This is a genomic window from Microbulbifer sp. ABF4_148 (assembly GCF_056158985.1).
This window is the reverse complement of the sequence record NZ_JBSWUI010000001.1, coordinates 2,794,815-2,819,245: the sequence shown is the minus strand read 5'-3', so window position 1 is coordinate 2,819,245 and position 24,431 is coordinate 2,794,815. Positions and strand designations below refer to the sequence as shown.

General features: G+C 54.7%; 10 protein-coding genes and 1 tRNA gene. 8 read left to right on the top strand and 3 right to left on the bottom strand.

The window, feature by feature from the left end; genetic code table 11:
- Positions 1-585: 585 nt before the first annotated feature.
- From ACXAD0_RS12350 to ACXAD0_RS12320, 7 genes are all read left to right on the top strand, one after another.
- A complete protein-coding gene (locus ACXAD0_RS12350) occupies positions 586-11,532 on the top strand; it encodes a SpvB/TcaC N-terminal domain-containing protein (RefSeq protein WP_475088750.1) in 10,947 nt (3,648 codons plus the stop codon).
- Positions 11,533-11,542: 10 nt separating this feature from the next.
- Positions 11,543-11,983, top strand: coding sequence for an SMI1/KNR4 family protein (locus tag ACXAD0_RS12345; protein ID WP_475088749.1), 441 nt, complete (start codon positions 11,543-11,545; stop codon positions 11,981-11,983).
- A 493-nt stretch (positions 11,984-12,476) separates the two neighbouring features.
- On the top strand, positions 12,477-12,962 hold the full coding sequence (locus tag ACXAD0_RS12340) for a hypothetical protein (protein ID WP_475088748.1): 486 nt from the start codon (positions 12,477-12,479) through the stop codon (positions 12,960-12,962).
- Positions 12,963-13,072: 110 nt separating this feature from the next.
- On the top strand, positions 13,073-13,288 hold the full coding sequence (locus ACXAD0_RS12335) for a helix-turn-helix transcriptional regulator (protein ID WP_475088747.1): 216 nt from the start codon (positions 13,073-13,075) through the stop codon (positions 13,286-13,288).
- Positions 13,278-13,679, top strand: coding sequence for a CHC2 zinc finger domain-containing protein (locus tag ACXAD0_RS12330; protein ID WP_475088746.1), 402 nt, complete (start codon positions 13,278-13,280; stop codon positions 13,677-13,679). Before ACXAD0_RS12335 ends, ACXAD0_RS12330 begins: the two co-directional genes overlap by 11 nt.
- Positions 13,676-14,929 (top strand): helicase RepA family protein, encoded by a 1,254-nt coding sequence (locus tag ACXAD0_RS12325; RefSeq protein ID WP_475088745.1) that lies wholly within the window; start codon positions 13,676-13,678, stop codon positions 14,927-14,929. The genes ACXAD0_RS12330 and ACXAD0_RS12325 overlap by 4 nt, the downstream gene beginning before the upstream one ends.
- Before the next feature lie 84 nt (positions 14,930-15,013).
- Positions 15,014-15,286, top strand: coding sequence for a hypothetical protein (locus ACXAD0_RS12320; protein WP_475088744.1), 273 nt, complete (start codon positions 15,014-15,016; stop codon positions 15,284-15,286).
- Positions 15,287-15,520: 234 nt separating this feature from the next.
- On the opposite strand, the gene dsr1 is transcribed toward ACXAD0_RS12320, so the two are convergent.
- The 3 genes from dsr1 to rne all read right to left on the bottom strand — a co-directional run bounded on the left by dsr1 (position 15,521) and on the right by rne (position 22,673).
- Positions 15,521-19,342 (bottom strand): anti-phage defense-associated sirtuin Dsr1, encoded by a 3,822-nt coding sequence (gene dsr1 / locus ACXAD0_RS12315; protein WP_475088743.1) that lies wholly within the window; start codon positions 19,340-19,342, stop codon positions 15,521-15,523.
- A 119-nt stretch (positions 19,343-19,461) separates the two neighbouring features.
- Positions 19,462-19,549, bottom strand: a tRNA-Ser gene (locus tag ACXAD0_RS12310).
- A 142-nt stretch (positions 19,550-19,691) separates the two neighbouring features.
- A complete protein-coding gene (gene rne, locus ACXAD0_RS12305; RefSeq protein WP_475088742.1) occupies positions 19,692-22,673 on the bottom strand; it encodes a ribonuclease E in 2,982 nt (993 codons plus the stop codon).
- Positions 22,674-23,413: 740 nt separating this feature from the next.
- Here rne and rluC point away from each other — a divergent pair.
- The gene (rluC, locus tag ACXAD0_RS12300; protein ID WP_475088741.1) at positions 23,414-24,415 is read left to right on the top strand and encodes a 23S rRNA pseudouridine(955/2504/2580) synthase RluC; all 1,002 of its coding nucleotides are present in this window, start codon (positions 23,414-23,416) and stop codon (positions 24,413-24,415) included.
- Positions 24,416-24,431 lie beyond the last annotated feature (16 nt).

Genomic DNA, 24,431 nt, shown 5'->3' with positions numbered 1-24,431 from the left:
CTGTCAGGCCGAGTAGACGCTACATACAATTATGCTGTTCGTGGGTGCAATGCGTCAGGTTGTAGTGGTTGGCGATATGGCGGTAACAATCTAATTGTCCGTAAAAAGCCAGGCACCCCCGGTACGCCAAACAATCCTTCCAGCAGCAGCAACGGTTATTACACCATTTCCTGGTCGGCACCCTCCGGTACGGTGACTTACTACCAGTTGCAGGAGAGTAGCAATAGCGGGAGCAGTTGGACGAGCTATAACACGGGTACAACCCGTTCCTATACAGTGCAGGACAAGGGGCAGGGCACCTATTTATACCGGGTCAAGGCGTGCAATGGTTACAGTTGGTCTTGTACAACAGGTAGCCAGAAACAAACTGTGGTTGCTTATCCGGCTGCGGGAAGCAAGCCCTCGGTACCCGCCCAGCAAGCAGAAGTCACAACGACGGTTACTTGGTCGGAGCGGTCAGGAAACGGCTATAAACTCAAAGAGAATCAGTCTGGCCGCACCTGGGACATCGAAACCGATGTAAGTAGCTTCCAAATTAGTTCCCCCTCGTCAGACGGTGCTTATACCTACTCTTTGGCATCGTGCATGGTATTTAACGAAGGTGGTGGTGCTGCGCCTGAACTGAATTGTGGTAGTTACAGCAGTGCCAGTAACACCATGACCTACCGCAAGCGCCCCAATATCGGTGCTTCCCCCTCGCTGTCCACCACGCAGAGCACCGACGGTAAAGTAACGGTCAGCTGGGTTAAACCGTCGGGCACTGTTACTTACTATTACCTCGAAAAAGAACTGAACAATAGCGGTAGCTGGCAGCGCGTAGGCAGTTCGCAAACCGACCTCAGTGAACTGGCAAGTGGTCTTGCCGACGGCAGTTGGCGGTTCCGGGTGCTTGCGTGTAACGATTTCGATTGGTCCTGTAGTACCAGTAGCGAAAGCGGTGAGCTCAAGGTGCGCGCGAAGCCCGCGGCGCCGGCAGCACCTGGCCTTGGCAGTGCCACCAGCAATGGCTCGGTAAGCCTCGATTGGGCCAACGTGAGTAAAGCGACCTACTACGATGTGCAGAAGCGCCTGAACAACAGTGGTTCCTGGAGTAACGCGGTTACTGGTCGTGGCAGTTCCGATGCCCAGCCGAGCGGTTTGACCGATGGCGTTTGGGATTTCAAAGCCCGTGCATGTAATGAGTATTCCTGGGCGTGTTCCAGCTACGGCAGCGTATCGGCCGATGTTACCGTGCGTAAAAAGCCCGGCGCTCCTGGTACACCAAACAATCCTTCCAGCAGCTCCAATGGCTACTACACCATTTCCTGGTCAGCGCCGTCATCCGGTACGGTCACTTATTATCAGCTGCAGGAGAGCAGCAATAACGGGAGCAGCTGGACGAGCTATAACACCGGCACTACCCGGTCCTATGAAGTGCAGGATAAAGGGCAGGGCACCTACCTTTATCGAGTGAAAGCCTGTAACGGTTACAGCTGGGCATGTAGCACCGGTAGCCAAAAGCAAACGACCGTGGCCTATCCTGCGGCGGGCAGTGCGCCCTCGGCACCTTCCCAGCAGGCAGAAGTTACGACTACGATTACCTGGTCGGAGCGGACTGGTAACGGCTATAAACTCAAAGAGAATCAGTCTGGCCGCACCTGGGACATCGAAACCGATGTAAATAGCTTCCAAATTAGTTCCCCCTCGTCAGACGGTGCTTATACCTACTCTTTGGCATCGTGCATGGTATTTAACGAAGGTGGTGGTGCTGCGCCTGAACTGAATTGTGGTAGTTACAGCAGTGCCAGTAACACCATGACCTACCGCAAGCGCCCCAGTATCGGTGCTTCCCCCTCGCTGTCCACCACGCAGAGCACCGACGGTAAAGTAACGGTCAGCTGGGTTAAACCGTCGGGCACTGTTAGTTACTATTACCTCGAAAAAGAACTGAACAATAGCGGTAGCTGGCAGCGCGTAGGCAGTTCGCAAACCGACCTCAGTGAACTGGCGAGTGGTCTTGCCGACGGCAGTTGGCGGTTCCGGGTGCTTGCGTGTAACGATTTCGATTGGTCCTGTAGTACCAGTAGCGAAAGCGGTGAGCTCAAGGTGCGCGCGAAGCCCGCGGCGCCGGCAGCACCTGGCCTTGGCAGTACCACCAGCAATGGCTCGGTAAGCCTCGATTGGGCCAACGTGAGTAAAGCGACCTACTACGATGTGCAGAAGCGCCTGAACAACAGTGGTTCCTGGAGTAACGCGGTTACTGGTCGTGGCAGTTCCGATGCCCAGCCGAGCGGTTTGACCGATGGCGTTTGGGATTTCAAAGCCCGTGCATGTAATGAGTATTCCTGGGCGTGTTCCAGCTACGGCAGCGTATCGGCCGATGTTACCGTGCGTAAAAAGCCCGGCGCTCCTGGTACACCAAACAATCCTTCCAGCAGCTCCAATGGCTACTACACCATTTCCTGGTCAGCGCCGTCATCCGGTACGGTCACTTATTATCAGCTGCAGGAGAGCAGCAATAACGGGAGCAGCTGGACGAGCTATAACACCGGCACTACCCGGTCCTATGAAGTGCAGGATAAAGGGCAGGGCACCTACCTTTATCGAGTGAAAGCCTGTAACGGTTACAGCTGGGCATGTAGCACCGGTAGCCAAAAGCAAACGACCGTGGCCTATCCTGCGGCGGGCAGTGCGCCCTCGGCACCTTCCCAGCAGGCAGAAGTTACGACTACGATTACCTGGTCGGAGCGGACTGGTAACGGCTATAAACTCAAAGAGAATCAGTCTGGCCGCACCTGGGACATCGAAACCGATGTAAATAGCTTCCAGATCAGTTCCCCCTCGTCAGACGGTGCTTATACCTACTCTTTGGCATCGTGCATGGTATTTAACGAAGGTGGTGGTGCTGCGCCTGAACTGAATTGTGGTAGTTACAGCAGTGCCAGTAACACCATGACCTACCGCAAGCGCCCCAGTGTTGGTGCTTCCCCCTCGCTGTCCACCACGCAGAGCACCGACGGTAAAGTAACGGTCAGCTGGGTTAAACCGTCGGGCACTGTTACTTACTATTACCTCGAAAAAGAACTGAACAATAGCGGTAGCTGGCAGCGCGTAGGCAGTTCGCAAACCGATCTCAGTGAACTGGCAAGTGGGCTTGCCGACGGCAGTTGGCGGTTCCGGGTGCTTGCGTGTAACGAATTCGATTGGTCGTGCAGCACCAGTAGCGAAAGCGGTGAGCTCAAGGTGCGCGCGAAGCCCGCGGCGCCGGCAGCGCCTGGCCTTGGCAGTACCACCAGCAATGGCTCGGTAAGCCTCGATTGGGCCAACGTGAGTAAAGCGACCTACTACGATGTGCAGAAGCGCCTGAACAACAGTGGTTCCTGGAGTAACGCGGTTACTGGTCGTGGCAGTTCCGATGCCCAGCCGAGCGGTTTGACCGATGGCGTTTGGGATTTCAAAGCCCGTGCATGTAATGAGTATTCCTGGGCGTGTTCCAGCTATGGCAGTGTATCGGCCGATGTTACCGTGCGTAAAAAGCCCGGTGCTCCTGGTACGCCAAGTAATCCTTCGAGTAGCGTTTCAGGCTATTACGACATAACCTGGGCCGATGCGCCTGGTGTAGCCACGTATTTTATTCTGGAAGAAAGTGCCAACGGTGGTGCGGACTGGACGGCCTACAACACAGGTTTGTTGCGGAGCTATGAGGTTAAGGATAACCCTCAGGGGACCTATCTCTATCGTGTCAGGGCATGTAATAGTTTTGATTGGGCGTGTGATACGAGCGGTGCTGCTTCAACGGTAGTTGCGTACCCAACATCCGGCGCGGCGCCGACTGTTCCTGATAAGAATGACGGTTCCGGCTACACAATTTCCTGGGTTCAGACTGCAGGTAATGGTGCGATCGTTAAGGAATACCCTTCCGGACGCACCTGGGAGGTACACGAGAGTACTGAGCAGTTTATTCCCAGTCCTGCCGATGGCGATTTGAGTTACTCGATTTCAGCATGTATTGCTGTTGATGAAGATGGCATGTCGTCGCTGGATTACCAGTGTGGTGCAGAAGGTCCGCGGAGTGACGTAGTGCAGGTGTTGCGTCCGCCGGTATTGCAAGGCAGCTTACAGGTGTCTGCTGATGTGCAGAGTGGTGATATCTCCGTTAGTTGGCCTGCCGCCAGCCCCAACGTCAGTCACTATTTTGTTACTGAACTCGAGTCATCTACTACCAAAACACTCGACGATACTGCAGTGACCACTACCTTCGATAGTCGAGAGGATGGAAGTCACACATACCAGTACCAGGCATGTAACGCGCTCGACTTCTGTAGTGCGATCAGTGCGCAAAAGTCGATTGAGCTGCTCAAAATTCCGGAGACGATAGCGAGTACCACTGCGTCCGGCGTCGATCCTGATGGCATTTACGACGTCCAGTGGTCCCCTCAGGCAGGGTCAGTTGATCACTTTGAAATTCGTGAAGTGGTCGGCGGCACACCCGGCGAGTGGATAGATCTCGGTCTGTCCCAGACCTACTCGGTTCATGCTGCGCGTGATGATGGAACCTACGTGTATGAGGTCACCGCGTGCAACGCCTCAGGATGTTCCGATCCGGTGACGATAAATGTTGAGGTCTTCCATCCGGAGCCATTGGCGCCGACGAATGTAGAGGCTTCCTCTCGTCTTTCAAGGTATGCGGATGTCAGCTGGACGCGCCAGGAAAACACCTGGGACGACTACTATCAGGTCCGCATGGGTGGTGGTGTCTGGCAAACTGCTGAGTCAAAGTCCAGGGACATCGTCAATGCCGAATTGTCGGGCTCCTATCTGTTTGAAGTCCGTGCGTGTAACCAGAAGCCCGGTACAGACAAGTGTTCTGATGTGGTTGTCTCTGGCCTCACCGAAGTCGAGGTACCTGCGGCGTGGGCGGAGCATGCGCTTCTGGGAAGCGCTATAGAAGATGCCACCTATACGCCAACGGCTGCGCCAGCTAGAGAAGCGGTGGGCGCTGTCCCAGGAGAGGGCGGTGTTGTTGGTGGGGCTGCCAGTTATCGGTTGCCAATCGCGCTGCCGCCAGGTCGAAATGGCGTACAGCCCGCTGTCGAAGTGTCATATTCCAGTCGCGCAGGAAATGGCGCAGTGGGTATGGGCTTCAATCTATCGGCGGGCTCCGTCATCAGCCGATGTTCGCGCGATGTGATTCATGACGGTCATAACCTGTCGGTCCAGCTGGATGAGACGATCGACCGACTGTGTCTGGACGGCCAGCGCCTTGTTGCCACGTCAGGGACCTATGGTGCCAATTTGGCCACCTATAGATTGCAGCACGACAGCTTTATGCAGATTGTCCAACATGGCCGGATGGATTCATCGTCGACGTACTTTACGGTGAATACCAAAGATGGCCGGGTCCGTTTCTATGGTGCGACCTCCGATTCTCGCCACAGCCCTGACGGTAAGTCAAAAACTCTCACCTGGGCGCTTTCCCGCGAAGAAGATACCACCACAGAAAAGAACTCTGTCATTTATGAGTACAGCGAGTTTGGCGCTGGCGAACACCTGCTGACCGATATCTACTACACCGGGGCAAGTACCGTAAAAGGTTCTCGCCGGGTGCAATTCGAGTACATCTCGCGCGCCGATAAGCGCAGCAGATATCTGGTGGGCGGTGTTATACGGCAGACGCAGATTCTGGACCGAATCACTGTGTCGGTAGGTGGTAGTGACCATGCCGAATACCAGTTTGGTTATAAACCAAGTCGTGCAACGGGCAGAAGCTTGTTAGACGCGGTGACTTATTGCGGCTTTGAAGAGGGTTCGAAGTCCTGTTTTGAGCCCTCTAGTTTTGAGTGGCAAGACGCAGAAGTCTCCTTCACCGTAGAGAAAATTGGCTATTACGATGGGGATAGCTCCGACAACTATGAGAATGCGCCTTCCGGCAACTTCACGCCCATGCTGCAATCGGTCCGGGAAATCGAGGATCTAATGCCCGCAGGAGATGCCGATGGGAATGGCGTGGTCGATTGGCGTGGATGGTTTATGGACGCCGAGGGGTATTATGAAGGTGCTAATTCCTCCGACGTACAAAACTGCTCATATGATGCATTGGCGCACAGGCGTTACTGCTTCAGTGCTGATTTCAACCGGGATGGCGTAACCGACAGTTGGCGTTTTGCCAGCGGTGGCTATTTGCAGATTGCACATAGTGGTGATGGCACCTGGGAAAATACTGCCATCAAGACTCGCCGAGACTCTGCCTCGATAAAGGATGACCGCATAGCCGCCATTGCCGATTTCAATGGCGATGGCTGGACCGACATTGTGGTGCGGAGCGATGTTAATACTGCGAGTGCTCATCTCTACCTGCACCTCCATTCGGGCAACAGTGCCGCCCCTTATCCTGACGCCGGTGAAAGAATCTATTCCTTCAGGCGCGATGACGCGGGAACCAGCGCGATCCAGAGTACGGTTCAGTTTGCCGGCGATATGGATGGTAACGGGCTGCCCGATTTCGTTGACTCTGACACCGATTTACCGGCACCCGGGGGCCGTGCCGCATCTCCTCAGCCGCTGCCTTACTTGCTTTACCTCACCAAGTTGGATGACAACGGCGAGGTGTATTTCGATACGGTTTCGTTGCATGACCTGGCACTGGGCGCCGCGTTTACCCAAACCCCGGGCGGGGTCGGCGAGTTCTTCTTCCATTTCTTTATGGATGTCAACGGCGATGGGATGTCTGACTGGTTAACCTGGAAAGGCCAATCGCTCTACCTGGCAATCAATACCGGGGGAGACTTCGCGAATTGGCAACCTGTGAATGGCGGTGATGGTCTGCTCGCCACACGGGAGTACCCTTACTACCAGAGTATTGGTGGTGAAGGTTGGAATATTGCCTATTTCCCCAAATACTCGAGCAGCTTCCGCGTTGCTGATTTGAATGCGGATGGATTGCCCGAAATGCTGATGCCGGGGTCTCGCGTCGTCTCCAACTGTCAGAGCGTAGTGAGTGGCGGGATAGTCTGTGGCGACGCTATGTACCAGAAGTATGAATCCGGTAGTAACTGGCTGACCTATCCGGTCGACCGTATGGATGAAAGTCTCTATACCTATCAGGCGCTGCAGTTTACTGAAAGCGCTGATGGGTCTTTCTCTGCCAGCCTCACTAACACAGGAATTGTCGGATCCGCCACACAAACTGCGGTCGTCGATGCGTTTGGCAATGGCCTGAGTGACTTTATCTTTACTTACGGTTGCCGTGAAGAAACAGGTTGTACCTTCTCTTCATCGTGGGGACACGGTGACTTTGGTGCATATGTCTACCGTAACCGGGGTTCTGCCACAGGTAGCGAGCGATTCGAGCCTACGGATATGCTGTCTTCTGTGCAGGATGCCATGGGCAATGAAAATCGCTGGCACTATCGTCCTTTGAGTTCCCGTGATGCGCGCTACGATTCCATTGATCAACCTCTGTATGAAAAAGGCTCGTATCTCGATACGGTTTCCGGACAGGGTGCTGCCGGCTACATGGAGTTCGCCTCCAGTATGTATGTGGCCGTTCAGTATGAGCAGTCCAATGGCGTCGGGGGTCTAAACGAAAAGCAATATCGATTTAAAGGAGCGGTATATCACCCGGATGGTTGGGGTTTCCAGGGCTTCCATACCGTCATTGAGGAAGATATTGCTGCAAATGTCGAGACACAATCCGATTTCCATCAGATCTTCCCTGTTGCCGGCAAGCTGCATAAGCAACGTAAGTGGGAGCTGGGTGAGCGGTCTTCGGATACCGAGTCGGTTGATGCTTTCGTGGAGTCGAACTTTGCGTGGCAATTCTGGCCTCTGGGAAGTCACGGTACGCCGTTTGTAGTAGATGCGCTCGATGATAGCTGGACAGTATCGGCTAATGATCCTTATTTTGTTGGTTCTCATGAGCAGAAATCTGTCAGTCGGACGTTGAGATTATCTGGCAATACGAGGACGGAGCTGTATACACAGACTCAGGCCAGCACATTTGACCAGTGGGGCAATGTCCTGCTCGCAACGAATCGCTATGAAGAGGCGAATGCAACGCATGTCGTATCCAGTAGTACAGATACACAGTACGCGACTGCGGACGAAACCAATTGGTGGATCAATAAGCCCGTAAAGCAGACCGTCACTAAAAATCCGATCACCAGCCGTAATGGTGTTGATATTGAAGCCGGTACCGACGTCGTACAAACGGTGGTAGTGGATTACTTGTTGTGGGACGAGAGCGCGCGTAAACCCAAACGGGTGAAGACGACACCTTCCGAGGGTAAGTGGACCGAGGTCGAAACGGACTACACCGCCTACGGTCTCCCGGAAAAAGTAACCACCAGCGCTGAGGGAGAAACCCAGACCCGTGTTGTAGAAACCACTGCGTTCAGCAGCGACAACTACTTCCCGAGGACCGTCAAAAATGCGCTGAACCACTCGATAACCACCGACACCAACCCCCGGTTTGGTAAGCCAGATTCGGTAACCGACGCCAATGGGCTGACTACCGAATATGGCTACGATGGTTTTGGGCGTGTCACAACCGTTACCGCTCCATCCGCTCTGGGGCTGAAGGCTGCACCGGATGCGCACACTGCGCTGCAGTGGTGTGATAACGGTGCCTGCGTCCGCGAGCCAAATGCGGTGTTCAAGACCGTCCAGCAGCAGGCGGGCGCTCCTTCTCAGGTGACCTACCACGACATGCTGGGCCGGGTAATCCTTGCCGAGGCACAAGCCTTTGATGGTACTGACTGGATTGTACGCAAGTCGACTTACAATGCGTTGGGGCAGGTTACCTTTGAATCGGTACCGCACTATGCGAGTAGTCCCAATAGCTATGGTACAACCTACGAAGGCTACGATACCTTCGGTCGGGCGACTGGTAAGGTCGTCGATCAGACCAATGGCCAGGTCCTGGATATCGATTACACCCATGAGCAGGGCAGTGGCTTTACCACCGAAATCCTGGTGAATGGCCGTACGATGAGGCGTACGTACAACGGCCTGCAGCAGCTCACGGAAACCGTTGATGCCCTTAACGGTAATACCCGCTACGCCTATGATGGCGCCGGCAATCCGATCGTGCTTCAGGATGCTGCGGCAAATCGCATCGTCGCGACCTACAACGCACTGGGCCAGAAGAAGTGGGTGGATGATCCGAATATGGGGGTCAAGTCCTTCACTTACTACGGCTTTGGCGAGGTAGAAAGCGAGACGGATGCCAATGCCGATGTAGTCAGCTTCACTTACGACCGCTTGGGTCGAATGAGTAGCCGCAAAGTCAACGGTACCGAAGAGGCAGTTTGGGGTTACGATACCGCTGCCAATGGTATTGGCATGCTCGCCAACGAAAGCCGCAGTGACGCCAACTATGCGCGCATCTACTTCTACGATGGTTTGAGTCGTCCCAATCAGGTGCTCACTTCCATCGACAATGAAGACTTCGCCACTATTACGCACTACGACAGTAACTATGGCCGCCTGAAAGGTTTGACCTATCCGTCTGGCCTGACGCTGCAGTACAGCTATAACAACGCTGGTTATCTGTTCCGAACCAGTAATGCCGCCAGTGGGTATACCTATCGGGAAATCACCCAGATGGATGCCTGGGGCGAATGGGATTTCGCTAATGTCGGTGGTGGCAACTACCAAGTCGGGCGCGACTTCTATGCGGAAACCGGTCAGATGTCAGGCTCGGCCTTTGATAGCCTGGTGCTCAATCACCAGATGCTGTCATACGACTACGACGGCTTCGGTAACTTGTGGCAGCAGACGGTCTCAGTACCGAGCGAGAGTCCAGCACTCAATGTCGAGAATCATTTCTACGATGTGCTGAACCGTCTCGACTACAGTACCCGCACCGACGGCCCGACCATCGATTACGACTACGATGAGATAGGTAACCTGCTGCTGAAGGATGACTTTGCTAGCAGCTACGCCTATAGCGGAGGTTCCAGCGGTGGCCCAAGCGCCGTCAAAAGTGTCACGCTCGTTGGTGGTGGTACCAAGACCTACGGTTATGACCAGAACGGCAACCGTACCCATGAAGATGGGGTGGAGCAGGTTCAGTACAACGCCTTCAACAAACCGGTGCAGATCAACCGGAACGGCGCAAACCTGTACTTCTCCTATGGCGCAGACCAAATGCGCTACAAGCAGGTCAACCAGGCAACCGGTAAGACCACGCTCTATATCGACAAACTGTTCGAGCGCATCACCGGGGCAGGGGGCACCAAGTATCGTCACTTTATCGACGATATTGCGGTACTGACCACCACCGATGACGGCAACGACCTTACCCATGAGATCGGTTTTATGCACCGTGATCGCTTGGGTTCTACCGTTGCCATTGGTGACGAATCAGGCAACCTGACTGAGACCCACAGCTTCGACCCATTTGGCAAGCCCCGCTTGGGCAATGTGCTGGACAAGCTGGTTCCGCGTTTAGAGAGTGGCCTCACCACCCGTGGCTTTACAGATCATGAACATCTGGATGATGTTGAGCTGATTCATATGAATGGGCGGACTTATGATTACAATACCGGCCAATTTTTATCGGTTGATCCATTTATTCAAGGTGTTGGTAGTCAGGGACTGAACCCCTACAGCTACATCATGAACAACCCGCTGAGTGGTGTTGATCCCACTGGATATACCATCGAGGAAGAAGAGCCGGACTATGTAGATGAATGGACTGACGAAAATGGCGTAAAGTGGTCCGAGACTGCTGAATCAAAAATCGGGCTTGGACTACCAGTGTCTGCCCCTGATGGAAAAAGTCCTAGTGGTAGCGATAGTGGCGAAAATGGTTCTGGTCCTTCGGACAACGGTGCGGGTGACCCTGCAGGTGATGGAGGCGGTGGAGGGCCTAGCGGCTCTGTTCCTCCGCCGAGCGATATTGGTAGCATCGGGTCAAGATCAGCGGCCTCGCAGAGTGGAAGTGGCGTGAATGCACTAAGTCTGCTTAGCCACAGCGGCGGGATGGCTGCGCAAATTGGTGCGGCTGCACTACCCTTTGGTGAAGCTGCGCTAATGGCGGCACAAGGAAATTTCCGTGGCGCTGCAGTCTCTTTTGCTACGGAAGCTACTTTTGCCGTTGCTGGTGCGTTTACGGGTGGTTTGCTCTACGGAGGGTATAAAGCTTATAGGTATGCAAAACTAGCAGCGCGTGCAAAGAATATTTCACGCATACGTCAGATGCGGTTGGCGGATGAGGCCCCAAGGAAAGTAGGGTATGGTCCAAACGATCCTCCGGTAAGAATTCAGGGAGAATGGTCGGATGCTGATATACAAAATGCACTAAAAGGGAGACCCCCTAAGGGGTTAGGCAGTCCGGATCTTCATCATGCAGATCAAATGCCTGGGTCGGCGATTCACGAAATTCTTCCTGGCGCACATCGGGGTAATAAAGCGATACATCCGAACAAGTATAATCAGGGTGTGACTCCGAAGATGAGGCAGCAGGATAAAAGATTACATTGGTGGTATCGTGCGAGAGAGCAAGGCGCTGATCAGAGATTTCCAGATTTAATTTATGACAATAATTAGGATCTCAAAAATGGATCTAGATGGTTTTAAAAAGATAGTTGATAGAAAAAAGAGCTCCAATCCATTCTGGTTTGATGATGAGCCTGATTCCAATGCTGAGGAGGTTCAAATCTTGGAGGCAGAAAATCGATTGGGCGTAAAACTGCCTGAAAAGTATAAAGACTTTATCCGAGCCTTCGGTGGAGGCTACTTTGCATTTACCAATATTTTTTCCGTAGACACGGGTGGCGAATGGTTTATTGTTGAGAAAAATAGTGAATCGAGAGATTGCCTTCCTGGCAACTTCATCGCCATTTCAGATGACGAGGCTGGTGGCTTTTATGGTTATATCGCGCATGAAGGTACTTGTAGTGAACAGGTTTACTATTGGGATCATGATAGTGCAGCCGTAATCGATACAAAGTACGCTGATTTATTCGAATATATAATTCAGGTTGGTCTGAAAAATTAAAATACGAAGAAAATAAAAAGTGTATCCATAGTTTGAATAAATGGGGTCAGATCAACCTTATGACGCTTATTTTCACTCTCTGAATCTTCGCGTCCTTTAATCTACGGCCATCAGGAAAAGGAGCTGCCTTCGCAAGCCTACAGGTGCTTGGCACCGCGCTTGTATTTGGAAGTCTGTGAATGTCTGAGTAAGTTCTGCCACTCTATCGATAGATCGGTTAATTACTGATCGACCACAGAAAATGTGAAACTCGCGTGGCCGCGCATCCACATAGGGTAGGGGTACAAGGAAGTACCTTTTCCGCTCTCCGGCTGTCCAGTCCCGTCCTTTTCAATACCACCCGGTCCGTTTTCCGTCTTGCGCCGGCAATTCGGCTGCTCTATTTTTGTCCACTTTGCCCAGATTCCACTTCTTGAATGCTCAGTCAGTTTTACTGGGGCTGGATTCGTGGTGCTGGGAGTCGAGTAAGTCGCATCCGCAGGAGGTATCGCTGGTGTTTGATACAGATTGTTCGCATTTTTGGGAATTTGCAGAGTGGCTACCCCATGACGCCGTATTGGAGTATTGGTGTGCAGGCGATGGCCATTGCCGTAAGGCGAAAGAAATGGCCCTGATTTCCGCTTGCGAAAACCGAGTGGTCAACCATCGTGAAGCGACCCCTATGCCATTCCAGCGTGGAGTACGGGAGTTGGCGAGCAAAGGGGATTTGTTGGTTGAGCGAGCGTCGTTCGAAAAGTGGGCAGTAACGATTGACGGGAAGTCACCGCTGCCCCCGTCGAATAGCTCAGCAAGGGTCGAAAACAACCAGTTGAAAACGATCATGGTGCTCGCTGATGTCATGCTGCAAGGACTGTCTGGTAAGCAGCATAGCGACGCACAGGCGTTGGAGGCATTGCTGGCGAGGTTCCAAAAACAGCTTCCCGTGAGCCAACAAACACTCGCCAAATGGCTGAAAGCAGGTTACGACCTTTCCGATTAACGAGCGTGTTCCCGAATTATAATTAGAACGCTGGTCATTCTAATTAAAACCGCTGTCCGATCCCTTCCTATTCAATACAAACCGTATTCATCCAGTCCAAAGGAGGAAATATGGTTTGTATACACACCTTGCCGAGAACCGGCTTTCTACGCGACAAGCAGATTGTTCGATATCTGAGCATCAGTCGCTCCACGTGGTGGCGCTGGGTTTCCGAGGGCAAAGCTCCGGCTTCAGTCCACCTCGGTGACAACACCACCGTTTGGCGCGCCGAAGATGTTCATGCCTTTATCGCCATGCGTAATCGGGAGGCCCCTGATGCCTGCTGATTGCTTTCTGACTAGGCTCGAAAAGGTTCGCCCCACCGGGAAAGACCGCTGGCAGGCCTGCTGTCCGGCTCATGAAGACCGCTCTCCCAGCTTGTCGGTCAAGATCGGAGACGATGGTCGCCTGCTGGTGCATTGCTTTGCTGGCTGCACCGCACAGGAGATTGTCGAATCCGTGGGTATGCAGTTATCCGATCTGTTTCCAGAGAACGGCTTTGACCGGGGTGCTTATGCACTGCACAAGCGGGTCCAAGCCAGAGTAGAGCGTGCGGAGCTCGATACGCTGATCGTAAAAATTGCCAAGGGCGACATCGCCAGCGGCAAGACCTTGACCCCTAACCAACAAAAAGAAGTACAGGCGGCTGTGGCGCGCCTGCAAGGAGTACTCCAATGAGTAATCAACCAGAGCCAATACCTACTGCGCAGGTGGAGGTCAGCGTGGAAGAGAGCTTTAACAAGCTGCTGGAAAATTTCGATGAAGGCACTTTGGCTGAAGCGGCAAACCAAGCAGTCTTCCTGGAAACCGGCGAGGCGCCAACAAGACGCAGGGGGCTGTTCACGTTTCTCCCCTGTTTTAGCGGGTACGACAAACAGTTTGACTACCTGATTAAAGGGTACATGCCCGCTCAGGCGCTGGGTGTCCTCTATGGCGCATCCGGTTGCTATAAGAGTTTCCACGCACTGAATTGGGCTGCACACATCGCACTGGGGCGGAGCTGGAACAAAGCGAGGGTAACGCAAGCCCCTGTGCTCTACATCGCAGGAGAAGGCGGCATTGGCGTACCTCGGCGGATCAAAGCGCTGGCGAATAAGTACAACAACGCTCAGCCGATTCCCGATCTACATCGATTGGACCACCCGGTGCACTTCGGGGACACCGCGCAGGTGGTCCAGCTCATTCATTCGGTCAAGCAGAAGAGCGATGAAACCGGCAAACAGTTCGGGCTCATCGTGTTGGACACCTTGGCGCGATGCTTTAACGGTGACGAAAACAAAGCCGAAGAAATGGGGAAATTTATCGCCGCCTGTGACCGACTCAAGGCAGAAACTGGGGCCACAGTGCTAGTGGTTCACCACTCTGGCGTGGCAGACCCGAACCGAGCCAGAGGCTCTTCGGCACTGCGTGCTGCGGCAGACTTTGAGTACCGTGCACAACGGGCAAAATCAGAGCGTGCGGGCGTGGTGGTTGTAGGAACAAAATCCAAGGATGAAAAAGAACCTGTGCCGCAAGTGTTTTGGTTGGAAAAAGAAAACCTGTTTACGGATGCCGACGGCGATCAAATTGCCAGCCTCGTATGTGCTGACCTGGGCGAAACGCCACCGGAAGGTGACATCGACGAAAGTGGCGAAGTGGCGCTGACAAACTACGAACAAAGCCTATACCAGGCGGTGCGGTCCCGTATGGCCAATGAGGAGCAAACAGAGCTCGCAGTATTGCGCGACGACATGCGCGCGCAGTACGGCGATAAAGCTCGCAAGAGCTTCAAGCGCTGGCTGGATGGCTGCATTACCAAAGAAGTTCTGCGGTTGGAAGGAGAGATCCTTATCACCACCAGTCCGGCGGAAAACATGGGTATTGCCATGGTTGCCGAATATGAAGCCATGAAAGCGTCCGAGTCAGAAGCTCAAACGACAGAACGCTAACCCAATTATTGCCGCGCCGCACTGCTGCCACTAAGGGCCCGGACTGCGGCGCGGCACCTGAAACTGATTATTGAGGAATTGAAAATGAAAAAGCTTGCGAAGTGTGAAAGAACAGGGGAGTTGATTCCGGTAGAGCGGGGCTTCTTTGTCGGCCGGACGCGGGATGGTTCCTGGGAATTCGTGTCATACCAGGCCCAGGAGTATCTGGGTGACTACCCGATCCTGAGTACCGACCTGGTCGCCAACCCGTCGGAGCTCGTGGACTGGATGGCCCACCTGTACGAAAAGGCTTGGTTTAAGCCCTGGAAGTTCTTTCGGTTTATGCACGAGTTCAGACGTGACAACCGTTTGTACTGAGAGTAAGCCCTAAAATTGCCGCGCCGCACTGAAGACCCTTAGAGGTATGAGTGCGGCGGGGCAGCCTATCCAGTTCGAGTTGGGGGAGGGGGGATCAGTTTCTGGTGCTTTTTTAGGTACACCATGTGGCAAATCGAATTTGCGCGCCCGCAAATTAGCGGAGGGGGGTAATTACTGTGACTGTCCCAGTTTTCAAAGACAGACTGTGCCGCTGAGGAGGTCTCTGTCTGCCTTTCAGTACTGAAGCGCTTCTTCAGTGTGGTTTCGGAGATGGATTACTTGGCCTTGCTGGCGCGCGAAGTTAGCCAGTGAAACCAATTCTGGGTTTCGGTTTAGTCGGGGCGCGGCACCGAGTATGTCTCTCAGACAGAGATCTAGTTCCAGAGGTGCACGATCGCTCTGATCGACTATGCGGTATAGCAGATCTAGAGACTCTCCAGGGTAATCGCTGCATAAGCCCGATTTCGCGAGCTCCATGATTATGTAATCAGAGTGGCGTAAGGCCACCAGCCAATCTTTCAGCATCTCTATGGCGTCCGGGAATTGGCGGCAGGCTGCGATGGCGAGCTGGACAAGTTCCTCAGCAATACCAATGGTGATCCGTTCTTGTTCTTTTGGCCACAGTGATTGCCAGAAAGGTTCTATTTTTTCCTTCCAGTAGGCCTCACGCTGGTCACCCGCACCCTTTAAGGCTTGGGTCAAGGCATCTGCAACTGTTCGCAGGCCGGTATTTGGCAGCGCGGAAATTGCGACGCGCAACTCTTTGGGTGTGAAGGTGTCAGCTGGCTCTAGGGCAGCGAAGGTGAGAATTCTCGCGTACTGCTGGCCGTACTCACTGAGCAGGTTATAGTGCTGGGCGGTTTCCAAGAAGGCTGTTTTATATGCTGATATTAATGGTCGATATAGTCGCGGCGCCCATAGGTAACCCTGCCATAGCGCGGGTGCCTCGGGGTTGGCCTGTTGCCAGTTCAGCAGTGGCAGCAGATGAGTTGTAGTCCATTCTCGATCGATGCGAAACAATGCGATCTGTCGAGATGAAAGCAGTACCCGAGAGTGGCGGTACTGCGCTTGTTTTGGATCACAGAGCTCGGTGAACAGCTGGTGTATCGGGGATGGCAAGGTGTCATTGTCTTTAGGCTGACTCTTAAACAAATAACTAAGCAGCGCCTGTGTGATGTGGCCTATGGGATGATTGATTGCGCGAGTAACAGGTTCCTCTGTGGGAACACCATCCTTAAGTTGTGACGCCAGAGCTAGCATACGTCGACATAATTGGAAGAACGCGTCTTCTTGCTCGGTAATAGACCCGGCAATAGTTTTCAGCCACCAAGCTAAGCTGTTCGCGACGTCCAGGAGTGTATCGTCTGGCATATCAATTATCGGGGTTGCCAGTCGGCTCCAAGAGTCTACAGCGAATTGGTCCTGGCTCCAGGCCTGTAGCCCTTCGCGCCAGTAACGCGCTGGCCAGTAATTCTGGTGGGCTAATGTGCATAAGGCGTCACTACAAAGCGCAAAGTCTTGCCGACAGATGTCACTCCAGTCATTGTCACTGGCCGGGCGCTTTTGAAGCCAATCAATCAGATCAGTCAGTGAACGGGGAGCGGCTTCGACGTTGTCGTGCCAGCTGAAGCCTTCATCGCCTGTGCGGCCGCTCCAGATCGAAAATTCATCGCTTTCGTCGCTGGCGAGTTTCCAATGGAGGTGTTCCAGTTGCAATAGCGAAAAGTGTTCTTTCGCGTCATCACTTAGCTTGCAGCCGGATGATGCCAGTTTTGCCAATCGTAACCAGACGGCGTGGTCGGCCAATAGTTGCCACTCTTCGATATTGCCGTCATAGTTATCTCCCTTCCTTGGTCCGTCCAAGATAGCTTTTTCAAGTCTCGACTGATTCACGCGAGAAAGATTGCCGCCCTGCAACACTAGTAAGCGCAGCGATTCACGGCGGGTTGATCCGGCCCAAAGCCAGCGGTGGTCATTATCTAGTAACCAGGCAACCCACTCGCCGTCGGGGGCGATATAACTCTTACTGGCGGCGAACAGTGCGAGACGGCGAAAGGTTGGGTAGGGTTGCATCAGCCAGCCGTGCACAATGGTACGAGCTTGCTCAGGGTTCTGTTCCAATATGGCCAACCATGCGTCGCGTAACAATTCGATCAGGGCGACCCAGTCATCATGATCTCGATTCTGTACATGCCGGCTGATGGAGGGCAAACGCCAGTGGCTGTAGTCTTCGTCGACGGTATGCGGGTCCAACTCATTGCGGAGGTCTAGGGCATCACTCAGCAACTGTTGGGCATCGCTGACAAGATAAGGTAGTAATGCCTGCCAGTCTTCAGAACCGCGAAATTCCTCCAAGGTAGTTTGCGCATGATCTGTGTTCAGTTTTAGTTCCCAGTTGACCAAATCACTTATACGTTCCGGTTGTTTTTTACTCTCATCACGATAAAGCGCCGCGATAGAAATTTTGGGAGCGAGTAGTTCACGTAACTCCTGCCGTAACATTACTGAGCCGCCGTCTCTGTTTAGGCGTTTTTTCCAGAGATATAGGTCCGAACTGCTGTGCGTGGGTCTGACTGCCCCGGCAAGCAGCAGGCGCCAAAGGGTCCGCATGTGTACACAAGGTATGGCATGGGGAGCGTTATCTCTAATTCGTTGGAGTTCGTCCAAGCTACCTTTGGACTCCAGCTCTACCAGTTCATCCATCTTCCGTTCAATTAGCCATGCAAAATTACTTTGCAGTTGGCCGCCATGCCTGGCTATCCATATGATCAGCTTTGGGTTGTCCAAGTGGCGAGTTAGCCAGCGCCCCAGTTGCGTCATTACATCATCACACTGCACATCTTCGCGGTAATGGGAAACTAGGCCCATCCATGGTGCATGAGTGAATGGAGTTGGGCGCCGAGCCAAGCTGAAGTTTTGCTTCAGCTGGTTATTTTCTGACGCGGCAACCCCAAACCTTGGAAGATCAGCAACCTTGAATTGGTTTGCTGTAAAGGCATCAAGCCACTCTATTGCCGGAACAGGGTTATGTTCGGCAAACCGTTTGGCGGGTAGCCCAGATCTATGAGATAAAGCCCACAGCATTCTGCCGACAAAGTCATCTTGTTGTGTGCTTGACTCTGGCTTGGCTATCGCATTTTTTGTTACCACGGCTTCACGGCCTTCTACGCCAGCTCGATAGGTCTCAGCCCATGCTTTCAGCGTGCCGTGTAGTTTGGTGTGCGCTTGGTCATCCTCTGTTACTTGGTAGAGAATTGGCGTGACTCCTTTGGCCAGCCATTCACGTTCCTTATCTGCTTCTTTGCCTGGTTCGCAGTCTCCAAATGCGTATGCATCGAGAGTTTTGTTGCCGAGTCGGCGATCCGCAGCGATAGCGTCCATCATGTACCGCAATATGGGGTCGCCGATGCTGTAACCGACGAAGCAAACGACATAATTTCGAAGAAGTTCGCTAACAAAGCGCGCGGCCCAGCGCTCCACGAGATAAGCCAGCCCGAAATCTCCACTTGTCAAAACAAGTCGATTGAGCTCCGACTCTTCTGCCTCAGCGGGTAGCAGACCGTGCAGGTAGACAATGCCGTCCCAGTGGCTATTTTTAGGAACCGGTACTAAGGGAGCCGGGTATTCTTTGACGGCAACGTTGTCGAGTTTCGCCGCCCGGGTAAAAATACGATCAAAGTTTGTAGTGACGAGTCTTAAGGGACCTTTCCGATCTCGACCCAATTGCAGGAGCGCACGGTGAGAGTCGTATGCGCCTTTTTTCCCTTTAAACTGCAGAGCTTGAAATAGGCGTTGACGTAGCGCTGTGCGTTGTCCCGCAAATCGGCGCTCAAGTTGTTCCAGGGCCGCGTCGTATTGATAGCTTTCTATGAGCTGCTGTTCTTGCTGGTTGGGGTGTTCGTTGCAGAGTTTGTAGATGTTTTCTACCAGTCCAGCAAATCCGGGAAGGCCCGCAGGATAGGAGATGCCCGCACCGCAAAAGAATATCACCCGACCTTCTTCATGTGCCTCAAGTAGTGTGTCCGGTATATCTGGGCCGTCAGTAATGAGCTGCATGACATTCCTTTGTCACTGGAGTGTGAGATACAAAAAAGCCCAACGACCTCAGCGGTTGTTGGGCTTTTTGTTGGGTAGAAGCAAAAGGCCTCTCTAAGCCCTTGAATCTACAGCGTATATGGCGGTGGGGCAGGGATTCGAACCCTGGGACCTGTTACAGTCAACGGTTTTCAAGACCGCCGCTTTCGACCACTCAGCCACCCCACCAAATTGTCTGGCGCATTATACCGACCCTTTTTGCGGGTACAACCCTGCGCGTGATTTTTTTAATTACTTCAATAGGTTAGGTGCTTTTTTAGCCAGCTTTCAGGCAGTAAAAAGGGCGCCGAAGCGCCCCTTTACTTCTGGATTAGCTCGCTTCAGCGGGCCCTTCCGGCTCAGCAGTGGTCTGGGCACGACCAACGCGGGGATCATTCGCAGGGCGAGTGATGGTGCGCGGGGTGTGCTCGATGGCTGCCGGCTGGGAAGTGTCCAGCGGAGTATCCAGGCCCATCTGCGGGTGCGCTGTTGCTACAGCAACGTCACCCAGTGGCTTTGGATTTACACGCGGATCATTGCTGGCGCGTCCAACTGTCTGCGGGGCTGCCGTCACCGGTGCTGCAGCGGCAGCCACTGGCGCTGCTTCGGCTTCAACGACTGGTTCTTCAGCTTGCGGCTCTGCAGTGACCACTGGTGCGGGCGCTTCGGCGGCTTCGGTCGCTACAGGCGCTTCCTCTGCAACCGGCTCGCTGTCCGCCGCAGGTGCAACCTCAGCGGTTTCAGCGGGCGCTTGCGCCGCAGGTATTTGTTCAGCCTCAGTCTCCTCGACAGGAGCTTCGCTGGCGGCTTCAGTGACCGGTGCAGCAGGCGTAGGGGCTTCCGCCTCCGGCGCACTGACACTTTCCTCGGCGTCAGCTTCGGTCTTTTGTGTCACTGCAGCCTGCGCTTCCTGCCACGGTTGAGCGGGTGCGGCTTCTGCCGGCTCGTCGGCTTTGGGCTCAGCTACTGGCTTAGCAGCAGGTGCTTCCGGTGCGGTTGGCGCAGCGGCGGCGGGCGCAGCGGCCTTAACGGCTTCTGGTGCAGCCTTTTCAGCGGTGACCTTGGCTTCGCCTTCGGCTTCGTCAATGGCTTCATTGACTTCGCGGTTCAGCTCTTCCTGGCTCTGGGCAACGTTAGCCGCGGCCTGGTTCTCTCCGCGACGACCGCGTCGACGTGGCTGCGGACGACCGCGCACGTTGCTCGGGCGACGGGAAGGGCGGTCCTGCTGATCGCTGGCGCCTTCCGCTGCCTCTTCTGCAACTGCGGTGACTTCTGTCTTGTTGGTATCCTGCTGACCTTCTTCGCGACGACGACGACCTTCACCGCCGCGGCGGCGACGGCGACGACGCTGACCCTGGCCTTCCTGAGTCTGGCCGCTTTCTGCTGTCTGCTTTTCTACTTCTTCGCGCTTGCCCTGGCGTTTGTCCTGACGCTTGTCGTCGCGCTTGCCGTCACGTTTATCCTTGCGGGAATCCTGACGCTCGCGACGATTTTCAACCTTCTCTTCCCGACGCTCGCCATCGCGCTGACGGCCACCGCGGCTACGGCGGTTACCACGCTGGTTGCGGCTGCGCTTCTGGTAGTTCTTGCCGCGGCCCTTGGCCTTTTTGTGTTTCTTTTTCTTGTCATCGTCAGATGAGAAGAGATCTGAAATTGCCTTGAATAGTCGCGCGATCAAGCCGGGCTTCTCTTCCTCGACTGGCGTCGGGGCTGGGGCGGTATGCGTGATTTGCTGCACAGCCGGTGCCGCTGGGGCACGAGTGGGCTCTTCATCGCGGGTAGCAACGACGTCTTCCACGGTGCCGGAGATCTTGTAAGAGGTTTCCAGTGTGGCGGCGTCATCGTCACGCAGGCGCTGCACTTCAAAGTGCGGCGTTTCGATATCGGCATTCGGGACCACGACAACACGGGTCTTGTTGCGTGACTCGATCTGGGAAATTGCCTTCCGCTTTTCGTTCAGCAGGTAGGTCGCGACGTTAACCGGCGTAATGGCGCGGATCTCGGCGCTGCGTTCTTTTTTGGCTTCCTCTTCGACCAGGCGAAGAATCGACAGGGCCAGAGACTTGGTGCCACGAATCGTGCCCTGGCCACTACAGCGGGGGCAGACGCGGAAGGTTGTTTCACCGAGGGAAGGACGCAGGCGCTGACGGGACATTTCCAGCAGGCCGAAACGCGAGATGCGACCGACCTGAACCCGGGCGCGGTCCATGCTCAGCGCCTTTTCCATACGCTTTTCGACTTCGCGCTGGTTGGACTTGCTTTGCATGTCGATGAAATCGATGACCACGAGGCCACCCATATCCCGCAGGCGCAGCTGGCGGGCGATCTCGTCGGCCGCTTCCAGGTTGATGTTGCGGGCGGTTTCCTCGATGTCGCCACCCTTGGTCGCGCGCGAGGAGTTGATGTCGATCGACACCAGCGCTTCGGTCACGTCGATCACAATCGATCCGCCGGAGGGCAGTTTGACCTCACGCTCGAAAGCGGTCTCGATCTGGCTCTCGATCTGGTAGCGATTGAATAGGGGAATGGCGTCGTCGTAGTACTTTACCTTGTTGGCGTACTGCGGCATTACCTGACGGGCAAACTCCGCAGCGAGCTGGAAGGCACCTTTGTCGTCAACAATGACTTCGCCAATGTCGTCACGCATGTAGTCGCGAATTGCGCGGATGATGACGTTGCTTTCCTGGAACAGGAAGTGCGGCGCCTTGGATTCGTCGGCTTCGGTCTTGATGGCATCCCAGAGCTGCATCAGGTAGTTCAGGTCCCACTGCAGTTCTTCGCCGCTGCGGCCAACACCGGCGGTGCGGACAATGATGCCCATGCCGGAAGGGACTTCAACGCTGGAGAGCGCGTCGCGCAGGTCAGAGCGTTGCTCGCCTTCGATACGACGAGAAATACCGCCGGCGCGGGGGTTGTTTGGCATCAGCACCAGGTAGCGGCCCGCGAGGCTGATAAAGGTGGTCAGTGCCGCCCCTTTATTGCCGCGCTCTTCTTTGTCGACCTGGACAATGACTTCCTGGCCTTCCTTGATGACATCCTTGATCTTTACGCGGCCCTCAATGTCTTTGGGCTGCTTGGTAAAGTATTCACGGGAAATTTCTTTCAGGGGAAGGAAGCCGTGGCGCTCCTCGCCGTAGTCGACAAAGGCAGCTTCGAGAGAGGGTTCTACGCGGGTAATTTTACCCTTGTAAATATTGGCTTTTTTCTGCTGGCGGGTGCGGTTTTCGATATCGAGATCATACAGCCACTGGCCATCGACCAGGGCAACACGCAACTCTTCGGGTTGAGTTGCATTGATGAGCATTCTCTTCATGCGTGTACTTATCCTTGCGTTGCACAAAGGTAAGACACTGAGACTACAGGCTTGTGGTACCTGTCCCGTTAACGGGACAGTGAGGTTCCTGGCGGGCCTGGAAGCATCTTGATGCTTCGGGCAGGTTCGCCGAGGTTTCCCTCTTCATCAACTCAAGCTGCGCCCGCAAGTGGGCAGCTGCTTCCACTGGCACCATCTTGGCCGTTCTGGGGCCTGGTGCCGCTGACCGGGGTTATGGCCAGCGCCGTCTCTACATCGACGGCAGGGTCACTTGTTCGTGCTTCTCTGTCTTCGGGGGGCTTGTGGCCTGACTCCCGGTCTATTTTGTTTTCCCTGGCTGCCCAGTTGGGCGCGCTAAAGCGGGAGGCCAGTACGGTCGCTGGCGTTCGTCACAGAGAGCGACGTCAGTTTTCGAGTCTGTTCGTTTTCAAGCGCTGCGGGTTTCAGCCCGTCTTACCTTCGCGATAAAACCCGCCTTGGGGCGGGAGCTCGTTTGGCTGGCGAGGCCCCTTTGATACTCATTTAAATGGGGTTGCCTCGTCGCCGAAGTTTGTCGGTGCCGCGGACTGCCGCGCACCCGGCCTATTGGCGGTATTTTCTCTTTTTACGCTGCCTGAGCCCACGAGTTCATCGTGATATGGCGGTGCAGCGCCGAAAACCAGCCCAATTCAGGCGGGCCGAATATAGCACGGAGTGGAAGTACCTTCAATTGGGTCGCTGCTGCGGCTATCATGCGCCCCATGCGAAGTAACCAACCCCCCGAGCGACCCGATAAGGTCGCTACCGATCGCGCCGGTACCGGCGTCCAGTTCATCACTGTCCCTGCCGAGCTTGAAGGGCAGAGGATTGATAATTTCCTGCAGGCGCGCCTCAAAGGCGTGCCGCGCTCACGTATCTATCGCATTTTGCGTAAGGGCGAAGTGCGCGTAAATAAAGGACGCGTCAAAGCGGAATATCGGGTGAAGGCGGGTGATCAGGTCCGTGTGCCGCCGGTACGTGTTGCCGAGAAGCAGGCGCCCGCTTTGGCAGGAGAATCCCTGCGCTCGTTGATTGAAGCGTCCATACTGTACGACAAAGGCGGTTTATTGGTGATCAATAAGCCCTCCGGCCTTGCGGTGCACGGCGGTAGCGGAGTTCGCCTGGGGCTGATCGAAACGCTCCGTCAGATGTTCCCGCAGAGTCCGTTTATTGAGCTGGTGCACCGTCTGGACCGGGACACGAGCGGCGCGATCCTGGTGGCGCGCAAGCGCAATGTGCTACAGCACGTACAGGCGGAGCTGCGCAGCGGGCGCGTGGGGAAATCCTATCTCGCGCTCGCCTGTGGCAAATGGCCGCGGGGCAGGAAGGTAGTGGATGCCCCGTTGCGCAAGAATACCCTCAAGAGTGGAGAGCGCATGGTGTCCGTTGATCCCGAGGGTAAGCCATCAGAGACGCGCTTTCAGGTGCTGGAGCGTTTCAAGGGGGCGACCTTGCTGGCCGCGGAGCCGGTGACAGGGCGTACACACCAAATTCGGGTGCACGCCCAGTTTGTCGGCTGCCCCCTGGCAGGCGATGGTAAATATACTGCGGATGAAGCGAACCGAGAGTTTCGCGACCGCGGCCTGCGTCGGCTGTTTCTACACTCCGCCCGTGTGCGCTGTACCTTGCCGGATGGCGAGAAGGTGGATGTTGAGGCGCCGCTCTCCGACGAGCTGGAGCAGGTATTGAAACATCTGCGGACGCCAGTACGGCCCCGCGATTAGTCTGGGTTAAAACGAA